The sequence below is a fragment of the Mycobacterium sp. IS-836 genome, assembly GCF_001954275.1.
Taxonomy (GTDB): Bacteria; Actinomycetota; Actinomycetes; order Mycobacteriales; family Mycobacteriaceae; genus Mycobacterium.
Map to the genome: position 1 here is coordinate 13,068 of NZ_MBEU01000039.1, position 20,210 is coordinate 33,277.

General features: G+C 66.8%; 20 protein-coding genes. 7 read left to right on the forward strand and 13 right to left on the reverse strand.

Annotated features, from left to right (window positions below):
* Nucleotides 1-5: 5 nt before the first annotated feature.
* Genes A5747_RS11740 through A5747_RS11765 form a run of 6 tightly spaced genes read right to left on the reverse strand, consistent with a single transcriptional unit; the run spans nucleotide 6 to nucleotide 5,588 of the window.
* Nucleotides 6-1,544, reverse strand: a complete 1,539-nt coding sequence (locus A5747_RS11740; RefSeq protein ID WP_076124260.1) for an acyl-CoA synthetase — start codon at nucleotides 1,542-1,544, stop codon at nucleotides 6-8.
* A gap of 18 nt (nucleotides 1,545-1,562) precedes the next feature.
* Nucleotides 1,563-2,435, reverse strand: coding sequence for an enoyl-CoA hydratase/isomerase family protein (locus tag A5747_RS11745; protein WP_076124262.1), 873 nt, complete (start codon nucleotides 2,433-2,435; stop codon nucleotides 1,563-1,565).
* 27 nt (nucleotides 2,436-2,462) lie between these two features.
* The gene (locus tag A5747_RS11750; RefSeq protein ID WP_076059921.1) at nucleotides 2,463-2,699 is read right to left on the reverse strand and encodes a lipoyl domain-containing protein; all 237 of its coding nucleotides are present in this window, start codon (nucleotides 2,697-2,699) and stop codon (nucleotides 2,463-2,465) included.
* Nucleotides 2,692-3,690, reverse strand: a complete 999-nt coding sequence (locus A5747_RS11755) for an alpha-ketoacid dehydrogenase subunit beta (RefSeq protein ID WP_076124264.1) — start codon at nucleotides 3,688-3,690, stop codon at nucleotides 2,692-2,694. Before A5747_RS11755 ends, A5747_RS11750 begins: the two co-directional genes overlap by 8 nt.
* Before the next feature lie 4 nt (nucleotides 3,691-3,694).
* The gene (locus A5747_RS11760; RefSeq protein WP_076124266.1) at nucleotides 3,695-4,681 is read right to left on the reverse strand and encodes a thiamine pyrophosphate-dependent dehydrogenase E1 component subunit alpha; all 987 of its coding nucleotides are present in this window, start codon (nucleotides 4,679-4,681) and stop codon (nucleotides 3,695-3,697) included.
* Between the two features lie 43 nt (nucleotides 4,682-4,724).
* Nucleotides 4,725-5,588 carry a mycofactocin-coupled SDR family oxidoreductase gene (locus A5747_RS11765; RefSeq protein WP_076124268.1) on the reverse strand — a complete coding sequence of 288 codons (864 nt, stop codon included), beginning with the start codon at nucleotides 5,586-5,588 and terminating at the stop codon, nucleotides 4,725-4,727.
* Between the two features lie 197 nt (nucleotides 5,589-5,785).
* Between A5747_RS11765 and A5747_RS11770 the strand changes: the two genes are divergently transcribed.
* From A5747_RS11770 to A5747_RS11785, 4 genes are all read left to right on the forward strand, one after another.
* Complete coding sequence (locus A5747_RS11770; RefSeq protein WP_076124270.1) at nucleotides 5,786-7,006, forward strand: CaiB/BaiF CoA-transferase family protein; 1,221 nt, start codon at nucleotides 5,786-5,788, stop codon at nucleotides 7,004-7,006.
* Nucleotides 7,007-7,110: 104 nt separating this feature from the next.
* Complete coding sequence (locus A5747_RS11775) at nucleotides 7,111-7,380, forward strand: metal-sensitive transcriptional regulator (protein WP_076124272.1); 270 nt, start codon at nucleotides 7,111-7,113, stop codon at nucleotides 7,378-7,380.
* A 38-nt stretch (nucleotides 7,381-7,418) separates the two neighbouring features.
* Nucleotides 7,419-7,832 (forward strand): DUF302 domain-containing protein, encoded by a 414-nt coding sequence (locus A5747_RS11780; RefSeq protein ID WP_076124274.1) that lies wholly within the window; start codon nucleotides 7,419-7,421, stop codon nucleotides 7,830-7,832.
* Between the two features lie 232 nt (nucleotides 7,833-8,064).
* Complete coding sequence (locus A5747_RS11785; protein WP_076059932.1) at nucleotides 8,065-8,355, forward strand: ANTAR domain-containing protein; 291 nt, start codon at nucleotides 8,065-8,067, stop codon at nucleotides 8,353-8,355.
* 236 nt (nucleotides 8,356-8,591) lie between these two features.
* Here A5747_RS11785 and A5747_RS11790 read toward each other — a convergent pair whose 3' ends face one another.
* A complete protein-coding gene (locus A5747_RS11790; RefSeq protein WP_076124276.1) occupies nucleotides 8,592-9,338 on the reverse strand; it encodes an IclR family transcriptional regulator in 747 nt (248 codons plus the stop codon).
* Nucleotides 9,339-9,404: 66 nt separating this feature from the next.
* On the opposite strand from A5747_RS11790, the gene A5747_RS11795 reads away from it, so the two are divergent.
* Entirely contained in the window at nucleotides 9,405-10,745 is a 1,341-nt protein-coding gene (locus A5747_RS11795; protein ID WP_076124279.1) for an FAD-binding oxidoreductase, read from the forward strand.
* Nucleotides 10,745-11,554 (forward strand): DAPG hydrolase family protein, encoded by an 810-nt coding sequence (locus tag A5747_RS11800; protein ID WP_076124281.1) that lies wholly within the window; start codon nucleotides 10,745-10,747, stop codon nucleotides 11,552-11,554. The genes A5747_RS11795 and A5747_RS11800 overlap by 1 nt, the downstream gene beginning before the upstream one ends.
* Nucleotides 11,555-11,634: 80 nt before the next feature.
* On the opposite strand, the gene A5747_RS11805 is transcribed toward A5747_RS11800, so the two are convergent.
* Nucleotides 11,635-13,362 carry a DUF4407 domain-containing protein gene (locus A5747_RS11805; protein ID WP_076124283.1) on the reverse strand — a complete coding sequence of 576 codons (1,728 nt, stop codon included), beginning with the start codon at nucleotides 13,360-13,362 and terminating at the stop codon, nucleotides 11,635-11,637.
* 176 nt (nucleotides 13,363-13,538) lie between these two features.
* Between A5747_RS11805 and A5747_RS11810 the strand changes: the two genes are divergently transcribed.
* Complete coding sequence (locus tag A5747_RS11810) at nucleotides 13,539-14,096, forward strand: hypothetical protein (RefSeq protein WP_076124285.1); 558 nt, start codon at nucleotides 13,539-13,541, stop codon at nucleotides 14,094-14,096.
* 3 nt (nucleotides 14,097-14,099) lie between these two features.
* On the opposite strand, the gene A5747_RS11815 is transcribed toward A5747_RS11810, so the two are convergent.
* From A5747_RS11815 to malQ, 5 genes are all read right to left on the reverse strand, one after another.
* A complete protein-coding gene (locus A5747_RS11815) occupies nucleotides 14,100-14,336 on the reverse strand; it encodes a hypothetical protein (protein ID WP_076124287.1) in 237 nt (78 codons plus the stop codon).
* A gap of 113 nt (nucleotides 14,337-14,449) precedes the next feature.
* The gene (locus A5747_RS11820; protein WP_076124289.1) at nucleotides 14,450-16,195 is read right to left on the reverse strand and encodes a molybdopterin-dependent oxidoreductase; all 1,746 of its coding nucleotides are present in this window, start codon (nucleotides 16,193-16,195) and stop codon (nucleotides 14,450-14,452) included.
* 275 nt (nucleotides 16,196-16,470) lie between these two features.
* Nucleotides 16,471-16,941, reverse strand: coding sequence for a nuclear transport factor 2 family protein (locus A5747_RS11825; RefSeq protein WP_076124291.1), 471 nt, complete (start codon nucleotides 16,939-16,941; stop codon nucleotides 16,471-16,473).
* Complete coding sequence (locus tag A5747_RS11830; RefSeq protein WP_076124293.1) at nucleotides 16,938-17,822, reverse strand: LLM class F420-dependent oxidoreductase; 885 nt, start codon at nucleotides 17,820-17,822, stop codon at nucleotides 16,938-16,940. The genes A5747_RS11825 and A5747_RS11830 overlap by 4 nt, the downstream gene beginning before the upstream one ends.
* A gap of 28 nt (nucleotides 17,823-17,850) precedes the next feature.
* Nucleotides 17,851-20,001, reverse strand: coding sequence for a 4-alpha-glucanotransferase (gene malQ, locus A5747_RS11835; protein WP_076124317.1), 2,151 nt, complete (start codon nucleotides 19,999-20,001; stop codon nucleotides 17,851-17,853).
* Between the last annotated feature and the right edge of the window lie 209 nt (nucleotides 20,002-20,210).

The window sequence follows — 20,210 nt, forward strand, 5'->3', positions numbered from 1 at the left end:
CTCGTTCATAGGATGCGCGTTTCCCGCCCCTGCCAATAGCGTTCCCGGATGCGCCTCTTGTAGAGCTTTCCGTTCGGGTCCCGGGGCAGTTCGGCCTCGAATTCGACTGTGCGCGGGCACTTGTAGCCGGCCAGGTGTGCCCGGCAGTATTCGATGAGCTCCGCCTCGAGCTCGGACCCGGGCGTGACGCCTTCGGCCGGTTGTACGACGGCCTTGACCTCTTCGCCGAACTCGTCGTTGGGAACGCCGAATACCGCCGCATCGACCAATTTCGGATGCATCACCAGGACGTTCTCCGCCTCCTGGGGGTAGATGTTCACCCCACCGGAAACGATCATGAACGTCGATCGATCGGTCAGGTACATGTAGCCGTCCTCGTCGACGTAGCCCATGTCGCCCAGGGAGCGCCAGCCGCGGTCGTTGGACACCGACGCGGTCTTCGCGGGATCCTTGAAGTACTCGAAATCGGGCCCACCTTCGAAGTAAAGCTCTCCAGCCTGCCCGGGGGGAAGCTCCCGTCCGTCCTCGTCGAGGACGTGTACCGGCGCCATCGGTATGCCGACCGAGCCGGGATGGGCCAACCACTCCTCGGGACCGATCGTGGTACCCGCGAATCCCTCAGTGCCCCCGTAGTATTCGTGGATGATGGGCCCGAACCACTTCATCATCTGATGCTTGACGTCGACCGGGCAGGGGGCGGCCGCGTGGATGACGCACCGCAGGCTGGAGACGTCGTATTTGTCGCGGACGGCCCTGGGCAGCTTGAGCATCCGCACGAACATCGTCGGCACGAACTGCGCGTGGGTGACGCCGTGCGTCTCGATCAGACGCAAAACGGTCTCGGCGTCGAATTTCGGCATGACGATCGCCGCGGCGCCCACCCGATGGACCGCCATCGTGTAGTTCACCCCGGCGGCGTGGTAGAGCGGCGCGGGGGAGAGGTACACGCTCGATCGGTCCATCCCGTACTTGTGGGTGAGCGCCAGCTCCAGCACCGACTGGGCCCACGAGCCGTTGCCGTCGCCCGGAAGCGGGCGGCGAACGGCCTTGGGACGTCCCGTGGTGCCCGACGAGTAGAGCATCTCCGAGCCGTCCGCCGGCGGCGGCGGATCACCGGCCGCGGCCAGCGCCTCCTCATAGGCCCGCCAGCCCGGCGGCGCGGCACCCCCGACGACCAGGTGGACATCGACCCCCGCGTTGATGCCGCGGACGTGAGCCGCGAGTTCGCCCATCGAGGCATCGACAAAGACCGCCTTGGCGTCGGAGTCGTCGATGACGTAGCAGACTTCTTCGGCAGTGAAGTGCGTGTTGACCGGCGTGTAGTAGAGCCCGGAAAGCTGGCAGCCCCAGGTGATTTCGAAGAACTCGGGCCGGTTCGGCAGCACCAGGGCCACCCCGTCGCCGTGGCGCAGCCCGGCACCGTGCAGCATCGCGGCGACCCGGAGGCTGCGGGCGTGCAGCTCGCCGAACGAGATCGTGGGGCCGCCGGCCATGATCAAGGCCGGCGCCTCGGTGGCAGCGATCGCGTGGTCGGCGATGTTCACCAGCGGACCTCGAACGGTTTACGTGGTCGCGGCGCCGTCGGTTGACGCGGCCGCCGCGGCCTGGCGCCGGGCCTGCTCGGACGGCAGCACCTTGTCCTTGAACACCTGCTGTATCAGCTCCTGCACATCCTTGCTTATCGACGCCAACGCGACGAGGTCGTTGGAGCTCTGCCAGTGCACCCGCATGCCCATCAGCTCCCAGGCCCGCTTGAGGTTGGCCTTGGTCGCCAGCAGCGTCGTCATCGGCGCCTGGGCGATGTGGCGGGCGATGGCGTCGGCGCGCGCTTCCAGTTGGTCGTTCGGCACCACCTCGTTGACCAGGCCGACCTCCAGCGCCTTCTTGGCGTCGATGACCTCGGCGAGGTACAGGTAATAGGCCGCCCGGCGCCAGTTCATGAAGACCCACGGCTCGATCGAGCATTCGCCCGACGGCATGCCGAAGCCCTGCAGCGGCGGGTAGGAGAAGTAGGCGTCCTCGGCGGCGATGACGATGTCGGTGGTCAGCCCGTAGTGGGTGCCGCCGCCGACGCAATAGCCGTGGACGGCCGCGATGGTCGGCTTGGAGAACTCCCACAGGTTCAGGATGGGCTTGACGAACAGGTCGGTCTGCGGCTTCCACGGGGTGCCCATCGCCTTCGCGCCCTCGACGAATGCGGGATAGTCGACGGCGTTGTTGCCGATGGCGTGTCCCGAGCAGAAGCCCTTGCCGTTGGCCTTGAGGATCAGCACCTTGATGTCGTAGTCGCGGTCCGCGTCCAGCAGTGCCGCGTCGACCTCTTCGGCCAGCTTCTGGTCCTGCGCGTTGGCCTTCTCGGGCCAGTTCAGCGTGACCCGTGCGATGGGGCCTTCCTTTTCGTAGATGATTCTCTCGCGGGTCTCATTGAGGTCCATGTGTGTTCGTACCTTTCGCTTTGCCGATTATGAAGTAATGACGCCGATTTCGGCGCCGATGTCGTAGGTGGTGCCGAGCTGGCCCGTCCACTGCACGGTGCCCGACGCACCGGCTTCGATTTCCTGTTCCACCTTTTCGGTGGCGATCACGTAGATCGGGGTGCCCTCTTCGACATGCTCGCCGGCATCGACCAGGAAGTCGGTCAGCTCGGCTTCCGAGACGGCCACCGACACTCGTGGGATGCGAATGACGAAGTCAGCCACGCGCTTCCGCCCTGTCCAGGGTTCGCTGCGCGGCCGCGACGATCCGGGCCGGCGACGGGTACACCTGCGCCTCGAGCGCGGCCGCGGCCGGGTTGGGGACGAACCTGGCGCCGACCCGCTCGACGGGCGCGGCCAGCTCGCCGAACAGCTCCGATTGCAGAATCGCGGCGATTTCCGCTCCCGGCCCGGCGAATTGCACTGCGTCGTGGACGATTACGGCTCGCCGGGTGCGGCGGGCGGAATCGACGATCGTCTCGACGTCGAGGGGAAGGAGGGTGCGCAGGTCGACGACCTCCGCGCTGACGCCCTGACCGTCGAGCGTGTCCGCCGCCGCCAGCGCGTCGTGCACGGCGCGCCCGTAGGCGATCAGACTCACATCGGAGCCCGGTCGCTTGATGTCGGCCTGGCCGAGCGGAATCGAGAACCCGGGCTCGACGGGAACGGGCCCCTTCTTGCCCTGCAGGCGGATCGTCTCGACGAACAGGCAGGGGTCCTCGTCGAAGATCGCCGAGGTCAGCAGGCCCTTGCCGTCGCGGGGGGTGGAGGGCACGATCACCTTCATCCCGGGGATGTGCATGAACCACGCCTCCAGGCTCTGGGAATGCGTGGCACCGGTGGCCAGTCCCGCGTACACCTGGGTGCGGATGGTGATCGGCGCGGTCGTGCGCCCTCCGGTCATGAATCGCAGTTTCGCGGCATTGTTGATCAGCTGGTCTGCAGCGATGCCGATGAAGTCCATGATCATGATCTCGGCCACCGGCAGCAGCCCGTCCATGGCGGCGCCGATCGCCGCGCCGACGATCGCGGCTTCCGAGATCGGTGTGTCCAGGACCCGGTCGTGGCCGTACTTCGTCGACAGCCCGGCGGTCGGGCCCGACGCCCCCGGATCGGCAATGTCCTCGCCCAGCAAGAAGACTCGGTCATCGGTCGCCAGCGCCTCGTCCAGCGCGTGGTTGAGCGCCTCGCGCATGGTCATCTCTTTGTCGTCCATGTCCTTACACCGGGAACTTGATCGGGGTTGCGTAGACGTCCTGGTCGAGTTCGTCGCTCGACGGGGGTTCCGCGCCCATAACGGTTTTCAACGCCGCCTCCACGGTCGCGAGGGCCCCGGTGTCGATGCGGTCGAGCTCGTCCTCGGTGCAGATGCCGGCCTCGGCGAGGTGCCCGCGGAACCGCGGCACCGGGTCGCCCGCCATCGCCTCCGTCAACTGCTCCTTGGGGATGTACGGCATCCGATCGCCGAAGTAGTGGCCGCGGAAACGGAACGTCACGCACTCGATGAAGGTGGGGCCGGCGCCGTCGCGCGCCCGGCGCAGCGCGTCGTCAAGCGCGGACTTCACCGCGAGCGGGTCGTTGCCGTCCACCCGGATGCCCGGCATGCCGTAACCGGCGGCCCGATCGGCGACCCGTTCGAGCTTCATGGTGTCTGTGGTCGGCGTCATCTCGGCGTACTGGTTGTTCTGGCACACGAAGACCATCGGCAGATCCCACAACGCGGCCATGTTCGCCGCCTCGTGAAACGAGCCGGTGTTGGTGGCGCCGTCGCCGAAGCTGACCACCGTGACGCGGTCGATGCCCTTACGCTGGGCGGCCATCGCCAGGCCCACGGCCACCGGCGGCCCGGCTCCGACGATCCCGGTCGAAAGCATCACGCCTTTGTCGGGTTTGGCGATGTGCATGGTGCCGCCCTTGCCGCGGCCGGCGCCGACGGTGCGTCCCATCATCTCGCCGTAGATCTCCTCGAGCGGGACCCCCTTGCCGATGAGGTCGTGCAGCCCCCGGTACGTGGTCACCAGCTGGTCGTCATCTCGCAGCGAGACGCCCATCGCTGCGGCGATCGCCTCCTGGCCGCGCGAGGGCCAATACACGCACATGAACTCTCCGGTGCCGATGCCCTTGGACAGTCGGTCATCGGCCGCCTTCATCAGGACCATGAGCGCGTAGATGTCACGCTGTACGTCTGGGGAGTGAGCGTCGGTCATCGCGTAGTTCCGTTGCGGTGCAGTCCGATTGGTGCCACTGCCGTCACGCACCCGACCAAGGCTTCACCTTCAGGAAGCCGCCGCCGTCCACCCGCAGCTGCTGGCCGGTGATGTAGCGTGCCGCGTCGGACGCGAGGAACACCACCGCCTCGCTGATGTCCTCGGGTTCGACATAGGGGATCGGCATCGCTTGCACCACGGGGAAAACCGGTTCGGCGTCCTCGCGCGTCGGTTCTTTCAAGTCGGGCCGGAAGGCCCGGTACATCGGCGCGCTGTGCAACATGTCGGTATTGACATTCGTCGGGTGCACGGCGTTCATCCGGATCGAGAACTTCGCCAGCGCCAGGGCGAAGTCGTTGACGTAATGTGCGGCAGCAAGTTTGGCGAAGGCATACCCAGCCCCACCGGGGCCGCCGTCGATCCCCGTGGTGTTCATCGACGACATGAATGCCGCGTTGGACCCGATCACGATGATCGACGCCCCGGCCCGCAGATGTTTGAGGCTCGCGTGCACCAGGTTGAGCACACCGAGCAGGTCCACGTCCACCGCGTCGGCGAAGGCCTGTGGCGGTAGCCCCGCGGTGAGCGGACAGATGCCGGCGTTGGCGACCACGATGTCGAGATGCCCGAACTCCGCGACACCTTCGTCGATCGCCGTGGCCAGCGCCACCCGGTCGCGAACATCGGCAATCGCGGTGAACGCGCGCTGACCCTCCTTCTCGACCAGTCGCGCCGTCTCTTCCAGATCCTCCGGCCGCGCCAGCGGGTACTCGTTGGTGTCGATGTCCGCGCACAGATCCACCGCAATGATGTCCGCGCCCTCCGCGGCCAGCATCCGCGCATGCGACCGCCCCTGACCGCGCGCGGCGCCACTGATCACGGCCACCTTGCCCGTTACCCTGCCCATCGCCCGTCCTTCGTCCCCGCGCTTATGTCAGCGACCCACGTTGGGGCCCAAAGCCGTTCGGATCGGGTCAATGGTCGGCTCCATCGCATCTCTTCCACGTAAAACTGCGCGTGGCTGCAGCCGGGCTCTCACGTATCCCTTAGAGTAGCTAGAATATCTAAAATAGCAAGAAATGGTGGCGGCTGAGGGGATCGGCGATGTCAGGCGTGCTGAGTGGGGTCCGGGTCGTCGAATTGGCCTCGTGGACGTACGTGCCGTCGGCCGGTGCCGCCCTGGCGGATTGGGGCGCCGACGTGATCAAGGTGGAAGGCGTCGTGTCCGGGGATCCGGGACGGGCGCTGGTGGTCGGTGGTTTCACCCGCGAAGCGGCCCGCCCGGACGCCGACTTCATCCTCGAGTTGGGCAACCGCGGCAAGCGCAGCATCGCCATCGACGTCAAATCCGAAACCGGCCGGGATCTCTTCGGTCGGCTGTTGGCCAGTGCGGATGTCTTCCTGACCAATTGGCTGCCGGCGGCGCTCGAACGGGCCCGGCTCACCGTCGAGGACATCCGGGCGTTCAACCCTAAGATCATCATCGCGCGGGGGACCGGCCTCGGGGTGCGCGGCCCGGACCGGGATCGCGGCGGTTTCGACGCCGCCACCTATCTGGCGCGGGGCGGGGTCGCCTACACATTGACGCCGTTCGGGTCCGAAACGCCCGCCGTCCAGGGCCCCGGTTTCGGGGATCTGCAGGGCGGGGCAACCCTGGCCGGGGGCGTGTGCGCCGCGTTGTTCCACCGGGAGCGCACCGGTGAGCCGACGATCGTCGACTCGTCGCTGCTGGCCCAGGCGATGTGGGCCATCGCCCCGGCGATTTGCGCGGCCGATTTCTTCGACATCGACGGCATTCCGGGTGCGCCGCCGGGGCTGGCCATCAATCCGCTCGTGAATAGGTACAAGACCAAGGACGGCAGATGGATCCAGCTTGTCTTCCTGCAGCCCGACAAATTCTGGGCCGGATTCTGCGAGCGAATCGGTCTGCCGGAGCTGGCCACCGACGAGCGCTTCGTGCCGTCGAGCAATCTGATCGCCAATGCGGCCGCGGCGACCGAGATCGTGGCCGAGACGTTCGCCGCCCATGACCTCGCGCACTGGCAGAAGGTGCTGGCCGACGAGCCAGGGGTGTGGGCCGCGCTGGCCACGCCGCGGGAGACCCTCAACGACCCACAAGTCGAACCCAACGGATACGTGGTGACCAACGTCGACGACCACGGCGAGAAATACCGGATCGTCGCGGCACCCGTCCAATTCGACGAAACGCCGCCGGGGCCGGCGCGTGCTCCAGAGCATGGACAGCACACCGAGGAGATTCTGCTCGAGCTCGACGTCGACTGGGACGACATCGCCAAGGCCAAGGACCTCAGAGCCATTCTGTGAGGCGGCGGCCGCCCCTTGATTTTGATACCCCACGGGGTATAGTGGCGGTTGCTGATATACCCCATGGGGTACCTGTGGGGTAGCGCAACGAAACGGAGGATCCAGTGGTCGGCGATCGGGACAGCGTCACGGCGGTGCTGAACCGCCTACGCCGCGCTCAGGGCCAACTTGCCGGGGTGATCTCGATGATCGAGCAGGGCCGCGATTGCAAGGACGTCGTTACCCAGCTCGCCGCGGTGTCCCGAGCCCTCGACCGGGCCGGGTTCAAGATCGTGGCAACCGGGTTGAAGGACTGTGTCGCGGGAACCACCGTCGACGGCGCGGCGCCCTTGAGCGAAGCCGAGCTGGAGAAGCTGTTCCTGGCGCTCGCCTGAGGCGCGCGCGGGCAGCTTCCGGACAGGAAGGAAAATCGATGGACATCGCGATCTCAACACCGCTGCGCGCCTCTTTCGAAGACGCGGTCGCGCGAACTCGTGAGGCGCTCGCGGAGCAAGGGTTTGGCGTATTGACCGAGATCGACATGAAGGCAACGCTGAAAGCCAAACTCGGCGAGGACATGGAGAACTACCTGATCCTCGGCGCCTGCAACCCGCCGTTGGCGCATCGGGCAGTGGAGGCGAATCGGCAGATCGGGCTGCTGCTTCCGTGCAACGTCGTCGTGCGCGCGGACCCCGATGATGCGGACACGGTGCTCGTCGAAGCGATGAACCCTGGGCTGCTGGTGGAGGTTACCGGTGAGCCGGAGCTGCGTCCCGTCGCCGAAGAGGTTACGGACAGGCTGCGAGCGGCGATCGACTCGTTGAAACACGATCAGCCGGTCGGCTGATAGACTCACGCGAATCATGTTCTGCGCCCGTGCCTTTGGCATCTGATCGATCTCAACACGATCACAACCGCGTATCGATGTAGGCGCCGGTCTGGCACAACCATGTCGATCCACAAATCATTGCACAGGGCACCTTTGAAGGATCGGGTCGCGAGTTGCGGGGACTCGCAAGGGATCCTGGCTCCACTGAGTAGTGGATTTCGTCAAGGCGTCAACAGGAGGTATCCGCAGCATGATGGCGAACTGGGTCCCGGCCCAGACTACGTGTGGCCCGAACTCCGGTCGCATTCTCGATACCGCGCGGGGCATTCTCATCGGACTCCGTCGGTGCCGCTCCGACGCGGCTTTCGACGAATTGCACAGCGCGGCACTGCGTCACCGTGTGCCGGTGTTTGCGATGGCGTGGGCGCTGGTCCACCTGGCCGGTGATGGCGAGAAGACGACCAGCTTCACCGATGCGCAGTCCGCGGCCCGTCGCGAATGGGGACCGCTGTTCACCGAGTCGGCTGCGGTGATGAGTTGAGGGGCGATGAGGAACTTGGCACGGCCGGGGTCCCGGGGGGTACCGCGGCCGTTGCCAATTCTCATCGAGCGAGTCAAAAGCCCTCGGAGCGTGATGTTTTCCCGCTGCGGCTGCATTGGCCCACGCGATCGCGGCGCACCAGGCACTACCGTAAGAGCGCGATAGTTTCTTCCGTCACCGACGATGGCACGGTGAACTTTCTCCGGTGACGCTTGCCAGCCGGCGTCGTGGCGCGGTCAACGCGTCCACGCCGGCGCGCCGGCCGCCGCGCGCAGCGCGTCGACAATGCGCTGCTCCTTCTCGAGGAAGCGCTCGGTGGGTGCCGGCACGGATATTGCAACCACGGTGTCACCCACCGCCCGTCGTGCGATCGCGGCCGCGGAAATGCCGGGGGTATGTTCCCCGCGATCGAAAGCGATTCCGGTGCGGCGGATCTCGGCGATCTCGCGGCGCAACCCTTCGGCGACCGTCGGGTCAAACCGGGAGATAAGGCCGTCGGCGTCGGCGTCATGGAGGGCCGCGAGGGCCGCCTTTCCGTTTGCGGTGACGTCTAACGGGAATCGGAGGCCAACGGCCGAAACGGCCCGCAGGCGGTGTGACGATTCGATCTGGTCGACGAACCACATGCGCTGGCCACGCAGTATCGACAGGTCGACGGTCTCGCCGTCGGTGGCGCGCGATACTCGCTCAATAGTCGGACGGAAGATCGCCGCGACGCGCTCACCGGCGCCGCCGCCGAATCCCAGCACGCGCTCGCCCAGCGCGAAACGGCCGTGCGAATCGACACTGGCCAGTCCGACCTCGACGAGGCCCACCAGCAATCGGCGGGCGGTCGACTTGGCCAGCCCGAGTCGCTCACTGAGGTCGATGAGGCGCAGGCGCCCGGGCTCGGCGGCGATCTCATCCAGCGCTGCGGCTGCCCGACGCAGCACCTGGATGCCCTCGTCGCGATTGGTCTGAGATTTCTGTTCCATGCGCGGCACGGCTTCACTATAGTGTTCCGCATTACGGATCGCAAAGAACCGTATTGTGGATCAAAGGAGCTCCCGATGAGTGCGCTACCTGCAGGTCGGCACTATTTCCGCGGCGACGACGGGTATGAAGCCGCTCGCCGCGGCACCGTGTGGAACCAACGTGTCCCGGAGCGCTACCCGGAGGTGATCGTCGTGGCAGCCGGCGTCGACGACGTCGTCGGCGCGCTGCGCTACGCCCGGGCCAACGGCCTCAAGGTCAGCATTCGGTCGGGGGGGCACAGCTGGGCGGCCAACCATCTCCGTGACGGCTCCTTGCTGCTCGACATGAAGGGCGTCGACCACGCGACGATCGACGCCGACAAGGCCACCGCCGTCGTCGGACCGGGGAAGGGCGGCAGCGTGCTCATGAGCGAGCTGGAGGCCCAGAATCTGTTCTTTCCCGCCGGCCACTGCAAGGGTGTCTGCGTCGGCGGCTATCTGCTTCAGGGCGGCTACGGCTGGAACAGCCGCGTCTGGGGTTTGGCGTGCGAGAACGTGATTGGACTCGACGTGGTCACCGCGGGCGGCGAACAGATCCACTGCGACGCGGAAAACCATCCCGATCTGTACTGGGCCGCACGCGGGGCCGGTCCGGGGTTCTTCGGAGTGGTTACCTCCTTTTATCTCAAGCTCTTCCCGCGTCCGGCCGCCTGCGGTACGAGCGTGTACGTCTACCCGATCGAGCTGGCAGACGAGATCTACACCTGGGCTCGCAACGTCAGCGCCGAGGTCGACCGACGCGTCGAAATGCAAATCGTCGCAAGCAAAAGCGTCCCGAGCATGAACCTGGACGGCCCGGCCATCACCTTCGCCTCCCCGGCGTTCGCCGATTCCGAAAAGGAAGCGGAGGAGGCGCTGGCGATCTTCGGCACCGTCCCGGTTGTCGACAAAGCTCTGATCAAAATTCCTTACCTGCCAACCGATATGCCCACCTGGTACGACGCCGTGATGAGCAACTACCTGTCCGACCATCGCTACACCGCGGACAACATGTGGACATCGGCCTCCGCCGAAGACCTGCTGCCCGGAATTCGCAACATCATCGACACAATCCCGGACCACCCGTCGCACTTCTTGTGGCTGAACTGGGGGCCGTCACCACAGCGCCCGGACATGGCCTACAGCATCGAAGACGAGGTGTATCTGGCGCTCTACGGAGCCTGGAAGAACGAATCCGACGACGAGAAGTACGGCGACTGGGCGCGATCCAACATGGCGGCGATGTCGCACTTGGCCACCGGAATTCAGCTCGCCGACGAAAACCTCGGCCAGCGGCCGGCCCGGTTCGCCAGCGACGACGCCATGGTTCGCCTGGACAAGGTGCGCGCCGCCTACGACCCCGACGGATTGTTCAACAGCTGGATGGGACGAGTCTGATGGCCGGCGAACTCTACCTCGGCTATCGCGGCGACGACGCCCGGACGCCGTTCGGCAAGTTCTTCAAGCCCGAGATGGCAAGGCTGCCATCGCATGTCGTCGAGGCGTTACATCATGGTCCGCAGGCCGGGCCCGCGCTTCTGGCGTTCGAGTCCGCGGCGAGCATCGCCGACGAGGGGTACCAGCAGACGGAGAACGGCTACGGCGTGCTCGACGACGGGAGCATGCAGGTGTCCGTGCGCACCGACATGCCCGGTGTCACGCCCGCGATGTGGGCGTGGTGGTTCGGTTGGCACGGCAGCGACACCCGTCGATACAAACTCTGGCATCCACGTGCGCACCTGTCGGCACGATGGAAAGACGGTGACGACGCCGGCCGTACGGGCGCGCAGCGCTACATCGGGCGTTGGTCGATGATCAGCGAGTACATCGGCTCGGCAAGGCTCAATGCCGCAATTCAATTCGTCACGCCGACGACCATGGGCCTGCCCGCAGATAACGACGATGCGGTGGCGATCTGTGCCCGGTTGGGGTCCGGCGACGCCCCGGTGGACGCGGGCTGGTTCGTCCATCAGATCCGCGCGACCCAGGGCGGGGCGGAAATGCGGTCACGGTTCTGGATGGGCGGGCCGCACATCGCCGTGCGCAACGCTCCCGGCGTGGCGTCGCGTGCCGTCCGTCCCCTCGCGTCACGGGTGCTCGGCAACTCGGAGTCCTACGCTCGCAATCTGATGGTGCATTGCGCCCAGGAGATGAATCACCTGGCGGGTTTCCTACCCGATCTGTACGACGCCTTCGGCAACGATTGACCCGGGCTCAGGTGAATGCCGGCGCGACGAACCGTTGCACCAGTTGGTATTCCGTCTCGTGGCCGTCGGCTAGCCGCCGGTCATTCCGCGGGCGGCAGTTCGCGCGGGCCTTCGGGCGCACGGAGCCGACGGGGTCCGCTTCGCTCCACCAACTGCCGCCCGCGGTCGCGCTCCGCGAGTGACAAACCCTCCGCGTCGCCACCGGGTAGCGGCCGCGATGAGTGCGGCTCATGACGTACCTCATCGTGGGCGCGGCCTTCGCGCGACGACTGAATGCGGCCTCGGGACCGCTCGTCGGCGGGCTGCCGGTCCGCGGGGTCCGAACTCTCGGAGTCGACCGTGATCTTGCGAGTCCGCTTGAGCGAGAACGTGATCTCCTCGACCTCTTCGAATACCTGGCGGGCGGTACGCAGCGGCTGGGTGGTGTTGTCGATCACCCGCGCAACGAACGGCGGCACCAGCGGGCGAATCCAGCGCGCCGCGGCCTTCGTCGCGTCCGGAATCGACGGAATCAACGGCGTGGCGCGCTCATCGTGGGCATCGACCTCGCCTTCTGGTTCGATCTTCGCCGGCAATTGGGTGAGTGCTCGGCTGGCCGCCTCCGCTTCCGCGGCGATTGGCAGGTACATGTCTTCCTCCACTGGCTCGAACGTACGCTGCGCCGACGCGCGCAGGGGTGCCTCGAGCGCCTGCGCGACCCGGCGGCGCTGCTGTTCGCGGTCGATTTCCGCCTGCGCCTCGACGGCGAGGCGGGCCTGGGTGAGTTGGTGCTCGGCCCACAGGATTTCGGCCTCGCGGCGAACCTCGGCCCGCTTGACCGCGATCGCGGTATCCGCCTCGAGTTCGGCGCGTTCGCGCTCCGCGCGCGCCGAGGCATGCCGATCCTGAGTCGTCTCGCCACGCCAGAGCCGCAGGATCAGCGGCAGCAGGTAGATCAGCACGAAGAACGCGCTCGTCAGCAGCCGCAGCATCAGTGCCCCGGTGCTGGCGAACGTGAGGTCGTTCATTGCGACCCACCGTGCGCCGAGCCCTCGGCCGGCGCCCGCGACCACGTGTTGGCGTGCCTCGGTCAGCGCCTGTTCCTGGCGGGAGGCCTTGGCGTCCAGCTCCGGAGCCTGTCGGTCGCGAGCCGCCAGCGCGGTGTCCAGCTCACGCTGCGCATCGGCGAGAAGCTGGTTGGCTGTTCGTGTTTCGGGCCCGGCGCCGGGGACTCCGGTGATTCGCGTCTGTGGGCACGCGGGCGTGGGGTTGTATTCGCAGCGCGCGATCACCAAGGCCTGGTCCTGATGCAGGCGCGCCTGTTCGACCGCGTTGTCGAGCGCAGTGCGCGCATCCCGCGTCTGTCGAAGCGATGCCGACGCTTGCGCGACCGCGGGCGACGAGTCGGCGCCGCGCAAGGCCAGCTCGTCGAAGCGATGCTCGATCGAGGCGGAGAACACCACCAACGCGGCGAGTTCGCCGACGACCACGCCGACCGCCATCGCGACGGCTGCGCGGCCGGCAATGCCTGGCCGGCCGGCGTCGGGCCCGCTGGCGGTGCCCCGCGTCACCGCGCCGACCAGCAAGCCGAATAAGAGCGTCAGCGGCACGATGGCAAGCACCGGCCAGCTCGCCGACTCCGAAACGGCCAAGGTCGCCACCAGCCAGGCCAGCGCGGACCCGAACAGGACGACGGCGCCGGCGACGGCATGGGTGGACCGCTCGTGACGTTCGCCGAGTTCGTGCCAGTGTCCACCGCCAAGCCAGGTGAACAGTGCCCCGACCGGGGACGTGGCCGAGCGCGACTCGGTAGCTTCGTGGGCGCTCATAAGACTGAAAAACACCTCCAAGTCCTCCAGGGTCCCAGGCCGTCGGCCGACACACCGAATCGAAGCGACCGGGTGTGGTGTTGTTCACAACGGGATCAGGGCATCCGGACCGAAATTCCTGCGACGCGAGCAGATCAGCGGCCGTTTCGGCAGGTGACATGAGACGGTATAGGCCTATGCAGAACCACGATTATGTCACCTACGAAGAGTTCGGCCGCAGGTTCTTCGAGGTCGCCGTGACCCCCGAGCGCGTCGCCAACGCGTTTGCCGACATCGCGGGCAGTGAGTTCGCCATGGAGCCGATTGCGCAGGGGCCGGGCGGCATCGCCAAGGTCAGCGCCAACGTAAAAATCCACGACCCGCGAGTCACGCGCCGGCTGGGTGACAGCATCACGTTCGTCATACACATCCCGCTCTCGATCGATCTCCTCCTCGACTTGCGGCTCGACAAGCAGCGGTTTGTGGTCTCCGGAGACATCGCGTTGCGTGCCACGGCACGGGCCGCCGAGCCGCTGCTCCTGATCGTCGACGTCGCGAAGCCGCGGCCGTCCGATATCACCGTCAACGTGTCGTCCAAATCTTTTCGGGGCGAGATATTGCGCATCCTTGCCGGGGTTGACGGCGAGATTCGGCGTTTCATCGCGATGTACGTCGCCGAAGAAATCGACAAGCCTCAGTCCCAAGCCGCGCAAGTCATCGATGTCGCCCGCCAGCTGAACGAGTCCTGGCCCTAACGTCTACCGTCCGACGAGCGATTCGCGCTCGGCTTGCCGTATCCGCCTGCGGTCCATGGCAAGCCAATCCAGGCCGGCGCCCAGGGCCAGCAGGCCCACGATTGCCGCGTCGACGCCGGCGTTGACATGACCCAAAGCAAAATTGGCCACGCATACCACCATCGCAAGCACCGCGGCCGCAACGGCGACTCGCCCTGTCGTAAGGCCATGGCCGGAAAGCTCGCGCGAGACGTGCCTCATCGGCTCCTCCTCTGCTGTCTGACGTCACGCAGCTGGCCCGGGCAGCTCCTTTTCACGAGCTACCCGAAAAACCTTCCCGCCAAACGACTTCGGAATGCCGGCGCCGTTGTGCCCTAGAGCGTCTGGTGACGCCCGAAATATTTGTGGTCTTCGCTGTAGCCGCCATAACCACTACCGATGTCGGAGTAGTCGGCGACGAACTCGATGCCCTTGATCCACTTCACCAGCTTGAAGCCGTGCTGCAATTCGTTGCGCAACCGCAGCGGTTTGCCGTGCATGTAGGGGAGCGGTTGGTCGTTCATGTTGTAGGCCAGCATCGTCATGTGGTGATCCATCTGGCCGATGTGATGGGCGTTGTAGTAGATGCCGCCGGTGGCTCCGAGGCCCATCGAATAGAACACCACCCATTTGGCTTCGGGCAGCGGCTTGACGATGTCCATGATGGTCCGCATCTGGACGCCGCCCCACTTCGCCACGCCGGACCAGGCCTGGATGCAGAAGTGCTGGCTGATCTGGTCGTGATAGGGCAGTGCCTTCAAGTCGTCGAGCGAGAACTCGGTCGGGTGCTCGACGAGGCCATAAACCTTCAGTCGCCAATCACGAAAGTCGTTGGCCTCCAACTCTTTGTACTCGACGGTCTCGGGCAGGCGGCCATTGCGCCAGTGGTGCGGCGAGATGTCTTCTTCGGTGAAAGCACCGGGCTTGGGGTCAAGCTGCTCCAGTATCCGTTGGAACGGGCCGACGAGCGCGTAACCGACCCGCTGGACGACGCGTGGGTGCTTGATGGTGAACGGGGTGGCCCACACCCAGGCGATAGCGGTCACCACCATCGCCGCGGCGAAGATCCAGAAACCCATCCAGCTGTTGTCGTCGCGGGCGGCGAACATGTGGTTGAGGTTTTTCAGCGCGCTGGTCGCGAACACCAGTGTCACGTGCACGACGATGAAGAAGAGGAAATACACCAGCACCAGGAAGTGCAGCGATCGCGCGTGTTGAATGCTCAGTCGCTTGCTGAGCCAGTGCACGCGCTGCGACAGCGCCGGTGACATCCCCAGGCCGGTGATCAGCGCGGCCGGGGCGGCGATGAAGACGGTGGTGAAGTACGCCAACACCTGCAGGCCGTTGTAGGCGACCCATCCGTTGTCGGCCGGCCAGTGCTCCACCGACAGGTACTGGATTGCGACCGACACCGCGTTGGGGAAGACGTCCCAGCTGGTCGGCACGATGTGGCGCCACTGGCCGGTGGTGAACAGCAGCACGTAGAAGACCGCGCCGTTGAGCAACCACAGCACGTCGATTCCGAGGTGCCACCAGCGGGCCAACCCGATCGAGTGGCGGAAGCCGGGCAGCCCGAACTGCGGCGGCAAGGCGACGGTGTCGGCGTTGGCGGTCCACAGCTCGTCGTCGGGTACCGGCGGGCCGACCCGCAGCCACTCGTCCTTGCCGGGGGTGGCGTTGCGGCTGAAATAGAGCCGCGGATGGTCACAGAGAATCTGGATGCCGGTCCGGATGATGAACATCATCATGAACAGGTTGAAGAAGTGGGTCCAGCCAAGCCACGCGGGCACGCCGGGCGTCTTGGCGGGGATGTCGGCGCCGGGGTAGCGCTGGATGAACGCGTGCACCGCCGGCATGTTGTACAGCCCCTTGCCGATCGCGACCGCCGCTACCAGCAGGGCGAAGCCGATGGGGATCAGCCACATGAGGTTGAACCACTTGTCGCGGCCGACGCGCAGCTTCGGAGCGGTGGCCCGCCGGGTGAGGTCGAATCCGCCTCCGTAGGCCTCGACGTCGATGGTGTCTTCGGCGGTATGAATCTCGTTGCGGTAGTCCGGGATTGACGTCAGCGGCGTGCCCACCGCCAGTGTCGATACAGAGCCGTCGTGTGCTGCCCGATGATCGGTATTCGTCACGCGGCAGAAATTACCCCATAGCGCTTGTACGAATCCGCCTCGATCGGGACGAAACAGACCCGCCCGGCCCTTGCGGCCGTCGGCAATAGTTGCTGGGGGGCAAAATCCGCCTGGGCACGGGACAGTGTCTCCGCAACTACCCAGAAACTGCGCTATTTTCGCCGCAAACGCGGTTTCTTGGGGTGCCCTGTGAGTTTGGGCAAAGTCTTCTGCCAGGCGGCCTAGGCCGAGTCGTGCGGCCGCAATCGGCGCACCGGCCGGGTTTCGATGGCGTTGATCGTCAACGCCCTGCGGCCGATGCGCCAACCCGCGTCGGTCAACTCATAATCGTCGTCGTAGCGCAGATGCCAGACCACGTCGACAACCTCGTCGGGGCGTTGGGTCCAGTGATGCGCGATGCAGGCGATGCGTCCCAACGCGCGGCCGGGTTGGGCGATCTCGTCGTACACCTCGCCGACGATCGCGTGCTCGGTACGCGCAACCGCGCCGACCGCGCCCACGGCCGCGGCGATCGCCCGGGGACCCCGGTGCGAATGTATCGGCTCCAGCGCGGACGGGGGGTCCGGCACCGCCAGCTCGCCGTTGGTGGTGAAAAGTTCGGCGACAGAGTCGAATTGACGATCATCCACGCCCGCGGCGTACCGGTGCACCAAGGCGCTGAGGCCGGCCCGGTCGTCGGCTGAAAGGGTCATGACGGGATCAGGGACAGCCGTTGCGCGCAGGCCGACAGGATGTCTTGGGCCTCTTCGATATTGGAAGTCGGCGGCATCGACAGCACGATCCGGTCGGCGCCCTGATCGATCAGGCTGCCGGCGCGGTCGGCGTCGATCTTGGTGACGGCGTGACCCAGCGACACTTCCAGGCCCGCCGGATCACGGCCCGCCGACGACGCTTCCTCGCGCATCAGCGCGATGAGCGCCGCCAGCTCCGGACCCGTCACGCCGAGCGGCTGAAAGCCGTCGCCGAAACGTCCCGCGCGGCGCGCGGCCGCGCGGCTGTGCCCCCCGATGTGAATCGGGAGCCGTTCGCCGGCAACGGGTTTGGGGTAGCACATGACATCGTCGAAGTCGAAGAACTCGCCGCGATGGGACACGCCGCCGGGCTGGTCGGCCCACAGCGCGCGTAACACGGCCAACTGCTCGTCGGCCCGTCGGCCCCGGCTGTCGAAATCCGCGCCGCATGCCTCGAGCTCTTCCCTGAGCCAGCCGACGCCGACGCACAGCCGCAGCCTGCCGCCCGAGAGCGCGTCGACGGTCGCGGCGCGTTTGGCGAGCACCACCGGATGGTGGTTGGGCAGCACCAAAACGCCGGTGGCCAACCCCAGCCGGCTGGTGTGGCCGGCGAGAAACGCCAATAGGTCGAGGGGGTCGGGGATCGGGCAGTCGGCCGCCAGCCCGACTCGTCCCGAATTGTCGTAGGGATACACGCTGTCGTACCGGGTGACCAGGACGGTGTGCTCCACAACGACGATCGATTCGAACCCGCACCGCTCGAGGTGGCTTGCGAAGGTCACCATCCAACCGGGATCCGCGGTGACGCCGTCGGCGACCGGGGCGACGACGGAAACCTTCATGGCACCCGACGCTAACAGGTGGTCCTCGTCAGACGGCGGGAGGCGCGACCGAGGCGCGCACGGCCTCGGCCAGCCTGGCCGCCCGGCGATCCGTGAACACGTCCTCGAGCATCACAGGCCGGCCGTCGGGGCCCGTCAGCGGAACGCGCCAGTTCGGGTATTCGTCGGTGGTGCCGGGCTGATTCTGCGTCCTGCGGTCCCCGACGGCGTCGGTCAGCGCCACCCCCAGCAGGCGCGAAGGCGTCCGGCCCAGGTATCGGTGCAGCGCGAGGACGATCTGTTCGGGGTCTGCAACGTCGGGCTCGTTTTCGCTCAGCAGCCCAACCCGGCGCAGTTCGGCCAGCCAGGCCGCCAGTTCGGCGCGGTCGGACTCGAGCTCCGCCTCGACGGGCCGGGTCAGCAAGCCCAGCGACTCCCGCAGCCGCACATGGTCGCCGGCCAGATAGCCGGCGGTCGGCGGCAGGTCGTGGGTGGTGACCGACGACAGGCAGTATTCGCGCCAGCGCTCGGCCGGCAAGGGCCCGCCGTTACCGTCGCGATCCAATTCGAACCAGAGGATCGAGGTGCCCAGCAGGCCGCGGAGTAATAGGTAGTCCCGCACCCACGGTTCGACCGTGCCCAGATCCTCGCCGACGACCAGGGCGCCGGCCCGGTGCGCTTCCAGGGCGACGATCCCGATCATCGCCTCGTGGTCGTAACGCACGTAGGTGCCCTGGGTGGGCCGCGCGCCGTCGGGAATCCACCACAGCCGAAACAATCCGATGATGTGGTCGATGCGCACGCCGCCGGCATGGCGCAGCACCGAGGAGATCAGCGCGCGGAACGGCCGGTACTCCTGCTCTTCGAGCCGGTCGGGCCGCCACGGCGGTTGCGACCAGTCCTGGCCGAGCTGGTTGAACTCGTCCGGCGGCGCCCCCGCGGTCACGCCGAGCGCCATCGCGTCCTGCAGGGCCCACGCGTCGGCACCGTTGGGGTGCACGCCGACCGCAAGGTCATGCATGACGCCGATGGCCATTCCGGCCCGCCGCGCCTGCGATTGCGCCAAGGCGAGCTGCTCGTCCAGCTGCCATTGCATCCAGCGATGGAAATCGACTGTCTCCGAATGCTTTTCGACGAATCGCGCGACCCCGGCTCCCGTGGGATGCCGCAGGAAGCTCGGCCAGTGATGCCAGTCGCCGCCGTACTTCTCGGCCAGCGCGCACCAGGTGGCGAAGTCGTCGAGCGCACGACCTTCGCGGTCCCGGAATGCCGCATAGGCCAGCTCGCGACCCGCCGACCGGGGTGCCCGATGCAGCAGCTTGAGAGCCGACCGCTTCGCCCGCCAGGCGCTGTCGCGGTCGATGGCGTCGAGCTCGGCGGCCCGTTGCTGGACTTCCGAGCGCAACCGCCGCACCCGGCCGCGCTTGGTCAGTTCGGAGTATTCGGGGATGGCCTCGACGCGAAGGTAGAGCGGGTTGAAGAAGCGGCGCGACGTCGGCAGGTACGGCGACGGCTCCATCGGAACAGTCGGAGTGGCCGCGTGCAGCGGATTGACCAGCACATAGTCGGCGTCGTGGCGGGATGCCGACCACACCGCGAGATCGGTCAGATCGGTCAGGTCGCCGACGCCCCACGAGTGTCGGGACCGCACGCTGTAGAGCTGAGCGGCCAGTCCCCACGCGCGGCGGGCGCCGAGTTGCTCCGGCAGCCCCAACCAGTCGGGCGTCATGATCAGCGCGGCGCTGGTCTCGGAGTCGCCGGAACGCAAATGCACCCGGTGGTAGCCCAGCGGCAGGTCGGCCGGCAACACGAAGCTGGCCTCCCCGACCCAGCGGCCGTCCAGATCGAACGGGGGAGAGAAGTTGTCCACCTGCTGGATCCCGCCGTGCACCGTGCCGTCCTCGAGCTGCAACCACACCTCGGCGGGATGACCGTGCGTCACGTGCACCCAGAACCGCGTCGGCGCGCCGGTGCGCCCGACGATGGTCGCCGGCAGCCGGCGTTCCCAATACGCGCGCAGTTGCGCCGTCATGGCCGCGTTGCGCTCCTGCTCGGTGCCGGCGGCCACACCGAGGGCCGCGAGCACCGCCACCAGTGTGGTGTCGCTGACCTGCACCCCCCGGCCCGTCCAGTCCTCGTAGGCGGTCGCGATGCCGAACCGCCTGGCAAGTTCGACCAGCGAGGGCGCGAGCTCAGTCATGTCGCCCATCTTGCGTCCATGACCCCACCGGCAGCGACTCGGCTCGGCGTCACCCTGCTTTGCCGGTGACCGCTCCACCCCCTGTTCGTCCGCAGGTCAGCAAGTGTTCAACCAAACGTCTCGTCAACAGGACGGGGCCGCAAATTGCCGCTACCATTCGTAGGACACCAAGAAATCCGGCCGGGGGGATCAGCGGGGCTGGGTTCAGG